11 protein-coding genes are annotated in these 12,855 nt (G+C 68.9%); 6 read left to right on the forward strand and 5 right to left on the reverse strand.

All coding sequences use genetic code 11. The features are described 5' to 3' along the window. Nucleotides 1–9: 9 nt before the first annotated feature. Nucleotides 10–648, reverse strand: a complete 639-nt coding sequence (locus ACTWP6_RS06460) for a response regulator transcription factor (RefSeq protein WP_260754662.1) — start codon at nucleotides 646–648, stop codon at nucleotides 10–12. Next, nucleotides 636–1,976, reverse strand: coding sequence for a sensor histidine kinase (locus ACTWP6_RS06465; protein ID WP_260754661.1), 1,341 nt, complete (start codon nucleotides 1,974–1,976; stop codon nucleotides 636–638). Before ACTWP6_RS06465 ends, ACTWP6_RS06460 begins: the two co-directional genes overlap by 13 nt. Nucleotides 1,977–2,096: 120 nt before the next feature. Here ACTWP6_RS06465 and ACTWP6_RS06470 point away from each other — a divergent pair, with 120 nt between their 5' ends. The 3 genes from ACTWP6_RS06470 to ACTWP6_RS06480 are packed head-to-tail and all read left to right on the forward strand — an operon-like array spanning nucleotide 2,097 to nucleotide 4,837. Next, entirely contained in the window at nucleotides 2,097–3,215 is a 1,119-nt protein-coding gene (locus tag ACTWP6_RS06470; protein ID WP_260754660.1) for a TDT family transporter, read from the forward strand. 46 nt (nucleotides 3,216–3,261) lie between these two features. After that, nucleotides 3,262–4,143 (forward strand): LLM class flavin-dependent oxidoreductase, encoded by an 882-nt coding sequence (locus ACTWP6_RS06475; protein WP_260758222.1) that lies wholly within the window; start codon nucleotides 3,262–3,264, stop codon nucleotides 4,141–4,143. Nucleotides 4,144–4,165: 22 nt separating this feature from the next. Next, the gene (locus ACTWP6_RS06480; RefSeq protein WP_260754659.1) at nucleotides 4,166–4,837 is read left to right on the forward strand and encodes a DUF899 domain-containing protein; all 672 of its coding nucleotides are present in this window, start codon (nucleotides 4,166–4,168) and stop codon (nucleotides 4,835–4,837) included. Between the two features lie 110 nt (nucleotides 4,838–4,947). Here ACTWP6_RS06480 and ACTWP6_RS06485 read toward each other — a convergent pair whose 3' ends face one another. From ACTWP6_RS06485 to ACTWP6_RS06495, 3 genes are all read right to left on the reverse strand, one after another. Further along, nucleotides 4,948–6,063 carry an acyl-CoA dehydrogenase family protein gene (locus tag ACTWP6_RS06485; protein ID WP_260754658.1) on the reverse strand — a complete coding sequence of 372 codons (1,116 nt, stop codon included), beginning with the start codon at nucleotides 6,061–6,063 and terminating at the stop codon, nucleotides 4,948–4,950. Between the two features lie 8 nt (nucleotides 6,064–6,071). Beyond that, the gene (locus ACTWP6_RS06490) at nucleotides 6,072–7,229 is read right to left on the reverse strand and encodes an acyl-CoA dehydrogenase family protein (protein WP_260754657.1); all 1,158 of its coding nucleotides are present in this window, start codon (nucleotides 7,227–7,229) and stop codon (nucleotides 6,072–6,074) included. Nucleotides 7,230–7,311: 82 nt separating this feature from the next. Next, a complete protein-coding gene (locus tag ACTWP6_RS06495) occupies nucleotides 7,312–8,121 on the reverse strand; it encodes a DUF1460 domain-containing protein (RefSeq protein ID WP_260754656.1) in 810 nt (269 codons plus the stop codon). 108 nt (nucleotides 8,122–8,229) lie between these two features. Between ACTWP6_RS06495 and ACTWP6_RS06500 the strand changes: the two genes are divergently transcribed. The 3 genes from ACTWP6_RS06500 (at nucleotide 8,230) to ACTWP6_RS06510 (ending at nucleotide 12,804) form a co-directional block, all read left to right on the forward strand. Then, nucleotides 8,230–9,183, forward strand: a complete 954-nt coding sequence (locus ACTWP6_RS06500) for a lytic transglycosylase domain-containing protein (protein WP_260754655.1) — start codon at nucleotides 8,230–8,232, stop codon at nucleotides 9,181–9,183. Nucleotides 9,184–9,445: 262 nt separating this feature from the next. Continuing rightward, the gene (locus ACTWP6_RS06505; RefSeq protein ID WP_260754654.1) at nucleotides 9,446–10,246 is read left to right on the forward strand and encodes a peptidoglycan-binding protein; all 801 of its coding nucleotides are present in this window, start codon (nucleotides 9,446–9,448) and stop codon (nucleotides 10,244–10,246) included. Between the two features lie 47 nt (nucleotides 10,247–10,293). Beyond that, the gene (locus ACTWP6_RS06510) at nucleotides 10,294–12,804 is read left to right on the forward strand and encodes a hypothetical protein (RefSeq protein WP_260758221.1); all 2,511 of its coding nucleotides are present in this window, start codon (nucleotides 10,294–10,296) and stop codon (nucleotides 12,802–12,804) included. The last annotated feature ends 51 nt before the right edge of the window (nucleotides 12,805–12,855 follow it).

A 12,855-nucleotide genomic window follows, 5' to 3' on the forward strand; every position in this document is an offset into this window, starting at 1 on the left:
TCCGTCGCTTCAGGATTCGAGGTAGCGCAGCACGGCGAGCACGCGGCGGTTCTCGTCGGGCGCGAGGTTCAGCTTGGCGAAGATCGACGCGATGTGCTTCTCGGCCGAACCCACCGAGATGTGCAGGGCGGCGGCGATCGCGGCGTTGGTCCTGCCTTCCGCCATCAGTTGCAGCACGTCGTGCTCGCGGGGCGTCAGCGCGTCGAGTGCGTTGCGGCGATGGGACCGGACCAGGATCTGGGAGACCACTTCGGGGTCGAGCACCGTGCCGCCCGACCCGACGACCTCGACGGCGTCCAGGAACGCCGGGACGTCGGCCACCCGGTCCTTGAGCAGATACCCGAATCCGCGGGTGTCCGAGGCGATCAGGTCGGCCGCGTAGCGTTCCTCGACGTAGTGCGACAGCACCAGCACCGGCGATTCCGGATTCTGGCTGCGCAGCAAGGCCGCGGCCCGGATGCCCTCGTCGGTGAAGGTGGGTGGCATCCGGACGTCGAGGATGGCCAGGTCTGGTCGCTGTTCGTTGACCAGGCGCAGCAGGTTGGTCGCGTCGGGCACGCCGGCGACGACCTCGTGCCCGGCGTCGGTGAGGATCCGTTCGATACCGGCCCGCAGCAGGGCCGAGTCCTCGGCGATCACGATCCGCATGGCAGCACCGCGGAGATGATCGTGGGTCCGGTGGGCTGACTGGCCACCGAGAAACTCCCCTGAGCCGCACGCACCCGTTCGTCGAGTCCGCGCAAGCCGGTGGCTTCCGTGTCGTCGTCGTCTTCGACGATGCGCGCCCCGCCGTGTCCGTCGTCGAACACGGTGACGTGCAACTGATTCGCCGCTTCGTCGAGACGGACGGTGACCGCGGCGGCCGACGCCCCGGCATGCCGGCTGACGTTGGTCAGCCCCTCGGCGACGACGAAGTACGCGCATGCCTCCACCTCGTCGGGCAGCCGTCGCGGCAGGTGCACGCTCAAAGTGGTGGGCACCCCGGAGTTGGTCGCCCGCTGTACCACCGCCGACAGCGCGGCGTCCAGGCCGCGGTCGGCCAGGATGGTCGGGGCGATCCCGCGGACCACGTTGCGCAGCTCTACCAGGGCGCTCTTGGCGTCGTCGTGCGCCTCGGCGATCAGCGCCTTGGCGGCAGGCAGGTCGGAGTCGAGTTTGGTCTGGGCCAGCCCTATCGTCATCGCCAGCGACACCAGCCGCGGCTGCACGCTGTCGTGCAGGTCGCGTTCGATGCGGTGCCGCTCGGTCTGCGCCGACGTGACCGCTCCCTGCCGGGCGTCGGCCAGCGCGCTGACCTTGTGCTGCAGTGCGGCGGTCGGTGACGGCGCCAGCAGCCAGCGGTCGATCACCGCGTCCAGGGTCGGGGCGAAGATCACCAGCGCCACCGCGGCGGCCAGTGCGACCACAGCCAGCAGCCACGCCACCGGGATGGGCAGGAACGCCAGACCGGCCTCGGGGTCGCTGTGCCCGACGGCGATGGCGAGGGCAGGAGCCAGGAACGCGAACACCGCCAGACCCAGCGCGATGGCGGTGACGAGCGCGTCGTAGATCATGCGCAGGTAGTGATGCGCGGCTGCCTTCCAGAACCAGGCGCTGCTGACGTCGAGCCAGAGCTGGTGGGCCCAGCGCTGGAATCCGGTGTACTGGGACAGGCGGCGCGCCGGGACGGCGATGCCCATGCCGAACACCGCTTCGCTGCGTACCCGCTCGACGTGATCGATGCCCCGGATCAGGTAAACGAACACGATGCCGGCCAGCACGGCACCGACGATGCTGGGGATCGACGATATGCCGATTACCAAGATCGCCAATGGAATCCAGAACCACACGGCGGCCAGCGCGCCGCCGGTGAGCAGCGATGCGCTCGCGGCGACGCTGAGCGTGCGGTGCTGCGGCGGCGGCACGGTCGCCGGTCCGTCGGGGGTGAACACCGGAACCCGGTCGGTGACAGCATCGGTGTCGGTGACTGCGGTCATGCCTCAAACCTAGGGATGGGGCCGCCGCGGCGACACAGCGTTTTCCCGAGAATGCTCCGGGGGATAACCCCACCCCCAGCCCGGCATTCTCCGCACGGTCGCGGTGACCATACTGACCCCATGACGAACCCGCCGCCGACGATCCTCGGCTACCTGGGGCCGAACTGGTTCGCGTCGGTGATGGGCACCGGCATCGTGGCGACCGCGGGCGCGTCACTGCCGGTGCAGATTCCGGGCCTGCGCGCATTCGCCTTGGTGGTCTGGGTGCTCTCGGCGCTGTGGCTGCTCGTGCTGATCTTCGCGACGTTCGCCCACTGGCTGCGCAACCCTGCGGTGGCCCGCAGCCACGTGCGCAACCCGCAGATGGCCCACTTCTACGGCGCGGCCCCGATGGCGCTGCTGACCGTCGGCTCCGGCGCGCTACTGGTGGGCCGGGATCTGATCGGGGAGCAGGCCGCGGTCGACGTGGCCTGGGTGTTGTGGACGGCAGGCACCCTTGGCGGTTTGTACACCGCGATGACCATCCCGTATCTGATGTTCACCCAGTACCGGGTGGAACCCGACGCGGCGTTCGGCGGCTGGCTGATGCCGGTCGTGCCGCCGATGGTGTCGGCGGCCACCGGCGGCCTGCTGCTGCCGCACATGGCCGAGGGGCCCGGCCGGGCCACCATGCTGTACGGCAGTTACGCGATGTTCGGGCTGTCGCTGGTCGCCTCGCTGATCATCATCACCATGGTGTGGAGCCGCCTCGCGCACTACGGCACCTCGGGCACGGCGCGGGTGCCCACGTTGTGGATCGTGCTGGGCCCGCTGGGTCAGTCCATCACGGTGGCAGGGCTTCTCGGTGCTGATGCGGCACTGGCCGTCGATCAACGGCTCGCCGACGGGATGAGCGTCTTCGCCGTGCTCTACGGCGTCCCGGTGTGGGGTTTCGCCGTGCTGTGGATCGGCCTCGCGACCGCGTTGACGGTGCGCACGCTGCGCCGCGGGATGCCGTTCGCGTTGACGTGGTGGAGTCTGACGTTCCCGGTCGGCACCTTTGTGACCGGCACCAGTCAGCTCGCCTTCCACACCGCGCTTCCGGCGTTCCGGTACGCGGCCGCGGTCGCGTACGTCGGGTTGCTGTGCACCTGGTTGCTGGTCGCGGTGCGCACAGTGCGCGGCGGAGTGCGCCTGTTCGCCCCGCCGGCCGCTGATCCGATCCGCGCCCACAAGGACCCGCCGGCCACGGCGCGCTGACAGCCCCCGGACCGGCCGTGCCAGAATCGCCTGCGTGCGTATCGGGATGACGATGCCGGTGATGGAGCCCGACCTCGACCGTGCGTCGTTGAGGTCGTGGGCGCAGCTGGTCGACGACGGGCCGTTCTCGTCGCTGTGCTGGGGTGAGCGGATCGCGTTCGACAATCCCGAGAGCCTGACCCTGCTCGGTGCGCTGGCGGCCTGGACGGACCGGGTCCGGTTGGTGACGACGGTGGTCATCCCGCAACTGCACGACCCCGTGATGCTGGCCAAGCAGCTGGCGACCGGAGACATGCTGTGTGAGGGCCGGTTGACCGTCGGTATCGGCGTGGGCGGGCGTCACGAGGATTACCGCGCCGTCGGGGCCGACCCCGCCACGCAGACGATGCGGGAGATGGCCGAGCGGGTGGCGGTCATGAAGCGGGTGTGGGCGGGGGAGAAGGTCACCGACTCGACGCTGCCGGTGGGTCCGCCGCCGGCGCAGCCCGGTGGGCCGGTGCTCCACGTCGGGACGCTCGGTCCCAAAACGGTGCGCTCCGCCGCGACGTGGGCGGACGGGTTGGCCGGCACGACGCTGGACTTGGACCTGGGCAAGCAGAATGAGCTGTTCGAGGTGGCGCGCCAGGCATGGCAGGGTGCCGGCAAGGCGAAACCGCATCTGGCGACGTCATTCTGGTTCGCCCTCGGTGACGGTGACGCACCCCGCGAACAGGTCCACCGCCACCTGCTGCGGTACATGAACTGGATCCCGGCCGAGTTCGTCGACGCGATGGCGCCGACCACCGGATTCGCCGGGACCGCCGAGGAACTCCACGACGTGCTGACCGGATTCGCCGAGATCGGCACCGACGAAGTGCATCTGATCCCCACCAGTTCGGACCTCGACCAGGTCCGCCGGGCAGCTGAGGTGATCGCCGACTTCGCCTGACCCGCGGTGGCAAGCTTTGAGCATGGAAACCACCGCCCTACCGCCGATCGTGTCGCGAGACGAATGGGAGCAGGCACGCGCCGAGCTGCTCGCCCGCGAGAAGGAGCTGACCCGTCTCAAAGACGCCGTCAGCGCCGCGCGGCGGCGCCTGCCGATGGTGCTCGTCGACAGCCCCTACCTCTTCGACACCGAGGCGGGCCCGTTGACGCTGCTGGATCTTTTCGACGGGCGGCGACAGCTGATCGTGCAGCACTACATGTTCGGATCGGACTGGGACGCAGGATGTTCCGGCTGCGCGATGATGGCCGACCACCTCGGCCCGCTGTCGCACCTGCACGCCAAGGACACGTCACTGGTGCTGGTGTCGCGGGCCCCGGTCGGCAAGCTGGTCGCGTTCAAGGACCGGATGGGCTGGGACCTGCCCTGGGTGTCCTCGGGCCGCACGAGCTTCAACGAGGATTTCCGCACCACCGTCGACGGCGAAGAGCGCCACTCCATCAGCGTGTTCCTCCGGGACGGCGATCGGGTGTTCCACACCTGGCAGACCTTCGATCGCGGCGAGGAGCCGTTCATGGTGGTTTTCGACCTGCTCGACCTCACGCCGTACGGGCGCCAAGAGGACTGGGAGGACTCACCGCCGGGCTGGCCGCAGCAGCCGACCTATGAATGGATCCGTCTGCACGACGAATACTGATGTGTTCGAGTCGCGACGTGACCCATTTCCAGGGCTTGTCTCAGTGCCCGGGCTCGACGCAGCGCTGACGAACTATTTCACCGGCCCGACCAACGGGTCCGGATCTGGTTCTAGACGGTGACGATCTCGTAGTCGCCGAGCTGACCGATCAGCACGTGCAGCTGGTCCTGCGTGGAGCCCAGGGTGTGCGAGATCGCGGTCAGCCGCGCCGCGTAGTGGCTGATCGGGTACTCGGCCGTCACGCCGATGCCGCCGTGCAACTGGATCGACTCCTGGGCGATGTGGCGCCCCGAGCGGCCGATCTGCAGCTTGGCGCGTGCCGCGATCGTCGGGTCCAGGTTGCCGTCGGCAACGGACATGTTCGCGTAGAACGTCATGCTGCGCGCCAGCTCAAGCGACACGTACATGTCGGCGGCCCGCTGGGTCAACGTCTGGAACTTGCTCAGCGTGACACCGAATTGCTTGCGCGCAGTGAGGTATTCGCTCGTCAGCCGCAGCGCCTCCTCCATCGCGCCGAGCGCCTCGGCGCACAGGCCGGCCGAGATCCGCACCAGGGCACGGCTGATCGCCTCGGAGGCGTCCACTGCCTCTCCCAGCGGTTCTGCGGCCACGGAGTCGAAGTCGACCTGAGCTCCGCGCTGACCGTCGAACGTGCGGTACGGCGTGCGCTTGGCCTGATCGTTGCCGGCGGTGTCGACGAGAAACAGGCCGGTGCCCCCGTCGGGCAGTGCGGCGCTGACCACCAGCGTGTCCGCGCAGTCACCGGCCAGCACCGGGTTCTTGCTGCCGCTCACCGTCCACGAATCACCCTGTCGGGCAGCCGTTGTCGAGACCTTTGCGGTGGGCAGGCGCATCCCCGGTTCCAGGTGGGCGAAGGCCAGCATCCGTTCGCCGCCGGCCACCTCGTCGAGAAGCGCCCGCTGCCCTTCGGTGCCGACCTCGGCGATCAGTGCGCCGGGTCCCAGCGCGGCGTGCAGCACCGGTTCCGGTGCCAGCCGGCGGCCGATCTCGGTGAGAACGACCAGCACCTCGATCTGTCCGCCCGCATCCTCGTCGAATCCCAGCCCGAGGACGCCGACCTCGGCCAGCTGTTTCCACACGTCGCGGCTCCAGCCGGGATCGGTGTCCACGGTCTTGAGGCGGCTCTCCGGGTCGTAGGTCCGTGAGAGCATCTCGCGGGTGGTGTCGCGCAGCAGGACCTGCTCTTCACTGAATTGGAAATCCATGTCTTAGCTCACAATCCGAGAATGGTCGACGCGATGATGGTGCGCTGGACCTCGTTGCTTCCGCCGTAGATCGAGGTCTTGCGGTAGTTCAGGTAGCGCGGTGCGGCGTCCTGCGCCCAGTCGGCCGATGCGATGCCGTGGCTTCCGAACGGCAGCGCGTCTGCGCCGGCGACCTCGACCAGCAGTTCGGTGGCGGTCTGCTGCAACTCGCTGGCCCGCAACTTGAGCACCGACGAGGCGGGGTTGGGTTTGCCGCCCTGCGAGCTCGACGCGACCCTCATCTGCGTCAGTTCCAGTGCCAGGACGTCGTTCTCGGTCTCGGCCAGACGGGCTGCGAACAGCGGGTCGTCGATCAGGCCGTTGGCCTTCGCGCGTTCCTTGACCTCGGAGAGCCGCAGTTTCGTGCGGCCGATCTGTGTGATCCCGGTGCGCTCGTTGCCCAGCAGGAACTTCGCGTACGACCACCCCTGGTTCTCCTCGCCCACGAGCTGATCGGCGGGTACCCGGACGTCTTCGAAGAACACCTCGTTGACCTCGTAGCTGCCGTCGATCAGCTTGATCGGCCGCAGCGTGACGCCGGGGGTGTTCATGTCGATGAGCAGGAAGGAGATGCCCGCCTGCTTCTTCGGCGCGTTCGGGTCGGTGCGCACCAGGCAGAAGATCCAGTCGGCGTACTGGCCGAGCGTGGTCCAGGTCTTCTGACCGTTGACCACGTAGCTGTCCCCGTCACGCAGCGCGGTGGTCCGCAGCGACGCGAGGTCCGAGCCGGCCTCCGGCTCCGAGAAGCCCTGACACCACCAGATGTCGACGGCGGCGGTGGGGGGCAGGAAGCGCTCCTTGAGCTCCTGGCTGCCGAACTCGGCGATCACCGGGCCGACCATCTTGGCGTTGAACGTCAGCGGCTCCGGCACGCTTGCCAGCTGCATCTCGTCGAGCCAGATCTGGTGCTGGATCGGCGTCCAGTCCTTGCCGCCCCACTCCACGGGCCAGTTCGGCACCATCAGCCCGTGGTCGTTGAGGATTTTGTTGGCCGTGACGACGTCGTCGCGGTTGGCTTCGGTGGCGGTGCGGGTCCGCTCGCGGATCTCCGCCGGGATCTTGGTGCGGTAGAAGGTGCGAAGCTCGTCGCGGAAGGCGGCTTCCTCGGGCGTCAGCGCCAGCTGCATGTTGCGGACTCCTGGTTCATCGGTGTACCAACCGCCAGACTAACCACTTGGTTGGGCCGCGAACACACGGGCACGCCAACCGTCACAGGATCGGGCGCAACACCACGATCCCGGGGACGGTCTGGAGGTACACCGACAGTGGTGTGTCGATGACCGCGTCGTCGCCCGGCAGCGAGGACGCGTTGCGGAAGACCGGTCCGTCCGGCGCCTGGACGAGGATCCCGACATGGGTGACGTCCAGGCCGCCGTCCTCGGCGTAGGCGCCGATGTAGTCGCCGCCGCGCAGACCGGCGATGACGCCGTCGGTCACCAGATCGCTGGGGATATAGGTGACGGTGCGCGGGACCACCGGCAGGCCCGGCAGATAGACCCCGCCGGAGTCCTTGCGGTTCAGCTGCTTGGCCGCGCGCACCGCGTCGTCGCTGAGGGAGGCCGTGACATCGGTGGCGATCGCCGGCGCGGACGCCGACCAATCGGTGAAGAAGTGTCTGCGGTTCTCGAACGACATCACACCGCCCTTGTAGCGGACGTGGGTGAGCCCGGCGAGGAACTCGTCGCGGTCGTGTGCCCGTTTGAAGGCCTCGACGTAGTCGGCGTAGGTGAAGCAATCGACCCGCTCCAGGTTCACCACGAGCTCTTCGGGTTCGCTCGCCGAACCGATGAGAGTGTTTGCGCCGTAGGGTGTTCCGAGGAAGCGAGCGGAGATCAGGCTGGGATCGGAGGTGTCGGCGGCCAGCATCGACTCCAGGATCTGCGCGCTGGCGGGGGAGATGTCGGCCGCCGGTGCGGCGTGCGTGCCCGCAGGGGGAGCCAGAATGCCGATCACGGCCGAGATCAGCGCGGCCAGCGTCAGCCGCGCCGCGCGACGGTTCGGTGTTGCTGAGCTCGGCACCGCATCTCCTCCCCGAGGTACTCCGGCCACTGTACGGGCCGCGATCGGTCAGACTGGTCGGAAGCGATCGCGCGATCCGGGAGGCGACATGAGCTGTGGTGAGGGGCGATGACCACCCGTGCCGGGGTGGTCCTCGCTGCAGCCGCGGCCGTCGCGCTGGTCAGCGGCGCGGTGTATGCGGCGACACCCACCCGGGATCCGGCGCACCGCACGGAGGTCGTGCAGGGGGCCCCGCCGGCACCCCCGGCCCCGCCGGCGCCACCGGCACCACCGCCGCAGGCTGGGGCGCAGCCGCGGCTGGCGACCGACCCGGTGCGACTGGTCGGCGACCTCGTCGACGACGAACTCGCGTTGCGCGATCCGTCGTCGCCCGAAGACGTGCTGCTCGCCGCCGCTCGGCGCCAGCAGGTGGCGTACCGGGTGCTGGGGCGCCACCCGGAGTGGGACGCCGTGGTGCGGCCGCGGGTGCCCGCGCACCTGGTCGACGCGTACGACCGCAACGTCGACGCGCGCAGGCAACTGACCGCGATGGGCAACGGGCGGGGCAGGCCGACCTTGCCGGCCTGGCGGATCAAGGCCCCCGCGCCGGCCCAGGAACTGCTCAGGTACTACCGCGAGTCCGAGGCCGCGTCCGGGGTGGCGTGGAACTACCTGGCGGCCATCAATCTGGTGGAGACCGCATTCGGGCGAATCGCCGGAGTCAGCACCGCGAACGCGCAAGGGCCGATGCAGTTCCTGCCGTCGACGTTCGCGACCTACGGTGCGGGCGGCGACATCGCCGCCGACCGCGACAGCATCATGGCCGCCGGCCGGTTTCTGGCCGCCCACGGCTTCGCGCGTGACCGTGATGCCGCGCTGTACCGGTACAACAATTCGAACCGCTACGTGCGCGCGGTGACGCACTACGCGACGGTGATCGGCACAGATCCCGGCGCGTTCAAGGGCTATTACCGCTGGGACGTCTACTACCTCAGCAGTGCGGGTGACGTGGTGCTGCCCGTCGGCTACGCGGCCACCGAGCCGATCCCTGTCGACAGATATCTGGCCGACCACCCGCAGTAGGGTGGCACCCGACCAGGGGCAGGCTGGCGTCCAGCAAACCTTGACCGTTGCACTACGCGGCTTCGGCTACCTGACATCCGGGGATCATCGCGCCCGGCTTGGTGGCTGAGCTAATTAGGCGAGCGTGGTTGTCGCAGATGGGCGAAATTTTCTGGCCATCCTGCAAGTGAATTCGGAACTTTCGGGGTACCCGGTCGCTCACCAGAGCAATGTGCAGCGTGTGCGGGCAGCAACGCCACCCAGTCGAAAGGACCAAAAGCTGATGACCGCGGAAGGACTGTCTCACGACGAACTCCTCGCCGAGAGCGCCATCGCGCTCCCCGACAAGGAGGTCGTCTCGATTCTCGATTTGAACGCCGATGTCGACGTCGCGATCGACGCCGCCTCCCCGATCGACCTTGCGGCCGCGGCGAACCTGAATGTGGCGGCGCCGATCGACGCCGCGGCAGGGGCGAACGTGCTGACCTACGGGTCCGGCAGCCAGGCGGTGGTGGATCAGGGCACGTCGATCGAGCAGATGCTCGACGCCGATGCCTACGCCACCTCGACCCAGGTGAGCGGCATCGACCAGGGCGGCATGGATACCGACAACGACGTGGACGGCACCGACGGCACGGATGGCACCGGCGGCACGGATGGCACCGGCGGCACGGGTGGCGCCGATGGCACCGACGACGGGACCGGGGCCGTCGTCGACACCAGTCCCGGCGCTCTGCTCGACGGCAACCTGCTCAACGTCAACGTCAACGTCGACCTGGATTCCGACCTCGCGGCCCCGATCAGCGGCGCCGTCGCGGCCAACGCGAACGTGGCCGCGCCGATCAACGCCGGTGTGTCGGCCAACATCGGTTCCATCGACTCGGATGCGATCTCCGTCGCCGAACAGGACGCGATCATCAAGCAGACCGTCATCGGTGAGGCCGTGGCTCAGGCCGATCAGGACTCCACGATCAGCCAGGGCGACGGTGACGCCGGCGGCACCACCTCCGATGTCGGCTCCGCGGGTGACAGCGGGTCGGCCGGTGACTCCGGATCCTCCGACGGCGGCCCCACCGCGGGCTGATCAGCCGACCTTCCAGGCCTTCCAGGGGGAGTACGACCGTGACCACCATGGGTGTCGAGCCCACGCATGCTCACCTGCGGCGCGCTGACGGAGTCGATTTGATCGGAGCGATGCCAGGCTCCGGTTATCGGGTGCCGCCGGCGCTGGTGCGTCGCGGTGACGGCCAGACGGTGCAGCTCACCCCGTTGCTGTACGCCATCATCAGCGAGATCGACGGGCAGAAGACCGCCGCGGAGGTGGCCGCGGCGGTCAGCGCGTCCACCGGCCGCACCGTCTCCGAGGACAACATCACCCACCTGGTCGACAAGCAGCTGCGGCCGCTCGGGTTGGTGACGCTGCCCGACGGTACGCAGCCCGTGACCAAGAAGCGAAACCCCTTGTTGGGTCTGCGTTTCCGCTATGCGGTTACCGATGCCGAGCGCACCCGCAGGCTCACCGATCCGTTCCGGGTGCTGTTCCGGCCGTGGGTGGTGTTGCCCGCGCTGGCGGCGTTCGCGGCGGTCTGCTGGTGGGTTTTCTTCGAGAAGGGCCTGGCGTCGGCGGCCCACGACGCGTTCCAGCGGCCGGGCCTGCTGATCCTCGTCTTCGTCGTCACCATCGTCTCGGCCGGTTTCCACGAATTCGGTCACGCGGCGGCCGCCCGCTACGGCGGGGCCACGCCCGGGGTGATGGGCTTCGGTGTGTACCTGGTCTGGCCCGCGTTCTACACCGACGTGACCGACTCCTACCGCCTCGGCAGGGCAGGACGGTTACGGACCGATCTGGGCGGGCTGTATTTCAACGCACTGGTGGCCATCGCGATCACCGGGCTGTGGCTGTGGCTGCGCTACGACGCACTGCTGCTCGTGGTCGCCACGCAGATCCTGCAGATGCTGCGCCAGCTCGCGCCTCTGGTGCGATTCGACGGCTACCACGTGCTGGCCGACCTGACCGGGGTGCCCGACCTGTATTCGCGCATCAAGCCGACACTGCTCGGTGCACTGCCGTGGCGCTGGGGTGACCCGCAGGCCCGCCAGCTCAAGGCATGGGCGCGCATCGTCGTCACGCTGTGGGTGCTCGTGGTCGTTCCGCTGCTGCTGGCCACGGTGGCGATCGCGGTGTGGGCGCTGCCCAGACTGCTCGGGTCGGCGTGGGCGAGCCTGGTCACCCAGCGCGACGTGTTCGTCACGGCGTGGGCCGACGGAGACATCGTGCAACTCGTGGCCCGCGTGCTGGCGATGATCGCGATCGTGATCCCGGTGGCCGGAATCCTGTACATGCTGGCCCGTCTCGTGCGTCGCACCGTCGCCGGTACCTGGCAGGCCACCGCGGGCAAACCTCTGCTGCGGATGCTCGCGCTGGTCGCCGGAGTCGGCGTGCTCTGTGGCGTCGCGTACGCCTGGTGGCCGGGCGAACAGAGATACCGGCCGATTCAGCCGTGGGAACGCGGAACCATCGGGGACATCGTCTATGCGTTGCAGACCGACCGCATTCCGCAAGGGGCGCAACGCGATTCCGCCGCCGCGACAGGTGCGGCGCACCGGCTCGTCAGCGGTCAGCGGGGCGTCATGAACGTCGTGTGGGACACCCGCACGGCGATGCCCACCCAGGATTCGCCGCAACTGGCACTCGTGTTGAGGCCGCGGACGTCCCCGCCGGTGATGAACGGCGGCAGCGGAAGTGGCGGCGGGGCCGGTACGGCCGCCGTGCTCGGATCCACCGACACCACGGACGGCTGGGTGTTTCCGGTCGATAAGCCGCTCGCCCCGGAACCCGGCGATACACAGGCGCTGGCGGTCAATACCACCGACGGCACCACGGTCTACGAAGCCGCATTCGCGATGGTCTGGGTCACCGACAACACCGACGCGATGAACGTCAACGAGGCGCAGGCCTACGCATCGTGCAATTCGTGCGCCGCCGTCGCGGTGGCCTACCAGGTGGTGTTCGTCGTCGACAGCGACGACGGCGACGACAACGTCGCCGCCCCCCAGAACCTGGCCGGCGCCCTCAACTACGAATGCGTCAACTGCTTGACCTATGCGCTGGCCCGACAGCTCTTCATCACCCTCGACGAGCCGTTGTCGAAAGACGCGATGGACGACCTCGACGCGGTGTGGGCCGAGGTCGCGCACTTCGCCAAGGAGATCGAGGCCGGCACTGTGCCACCCGAAGAGATCGAGACTCGGCTGGAGGCGTACACCCAGCAGATCATGGGCGTCGTGCAGACCGCCGCGCCCACCGCGTTGCCGCAGCAGACCGCTTCCTCGACGGCGCCGACCACGCCCACCTCCACCAGCGTGACGACGACCACAAGCGCTCCCGCGACCACGACGCCCTCCACCACGCCGCCTGCGACGACCGCCCCCACGACGACTGCGCCTGCCACGACCGCGCCGCAGACGACTTCGGCGGTGGCACCGTCGACCTCCGCCGCGCCGACGACGGTGAGCAGTGAGGCGACAGAGCCGACCGGCGAGACCTCAGCGGCGGACACGGGTGAATCGTCCTCGGCCACGGAAGCCGGCAGCGCTGACCACTCGACGTCGAGTACGTCCGGCAGCGAGACCGGCCAATGAACAGGGCCCGGGCAGCGGGGATCACCTGACGGGCCACGATCTGTGCGCTGG

Origin of the sequence: Mycobacterium sp. 4D054, assembly GCF_052245755.1 — a bacterium.
Classification (GTDB): Bacteria; Actinomycetota; Actinomycetes; order Mycobacteriales; family Mycobacteriaceae; genus Mycobacterium.

Excerpts from the sequence above, each read along its gene's own strand:
- ACTWP6_RS06460 (WP_260754662.1), bottom strand. The coding sequence starts at position 648 with ATGCGGATCGTGATCGCCGAGGACTCGGCCCTGCTGCGGGCCGGTATC.
- ACTWP6_RS06465 (WP_260754661.1), bottom strand. The coding sequence starts at position 1,976 with ATGACCGCAGTCACCGACACCGATGCTGTCACCGACCGGGTTCCGGTG.
- ACTWP6_RS06470 (WP_260754660.1), top strand. The coding sequence starts at position 2,097 with ATGACGAACCCGCCGCCGACGATCCTCGGCTACCTGGGGCCGAACTGG.
- ACTWP6_RS06475 (WP_260758222.1), top strand. The coding sequence starts at position 3,262 with ATGACGATGCCGGTGATGGAGCCCGACCTCGACCGTGCGTCGTTGAGG.
- ACTWP6_RS06480 (WP_260754659.1), top strand. The coding sequence starts at position 4,166 with ATGGAAACCACCGCCCTACCGCCGATCGTGTCGCGAGACGAATGGGAG.
- ACTWP6_RS06485 (WP_260754658.1), bottom strand. The coding sequence starts at position 6,063 with ATGGATTTCCAATTCAGTGAAGAGCAGGTCCTGCTGCGCGACACCACC.
- ACTWP6_RS06490 (WP_260754657.1), bottom strand. The coding sequence starts at position 7,229 with ATGCAGCTGGCGCTGACGCCCGAGGAAGCCGCCTTCCGCGACGAGCTT.
- ACTWP6_RS06500 (WP_260754655.1), top strand. The coding sequence starts at position 8,230 with ATGACCACCCGTGCCGGGGTGGTCCTCGCTGCAGCCGCGGCCGTCGCG.
- ACTWP6_RS06505 (WP_260754654.1), top strand. The coding sequence starts at position 9,446 with ATGACCGCGGAAGGACTGTCTCACGACGAACTCCTCGCCGAGAGCGCC.
- ACTWP6_RS06510 (WP_260758221.1), top strand. The coding sequence starts at position 10,294 with ATGGGTGTCGAGCCCACGCATGCTCACCTGCGGCGCGCTGACGGAGTC.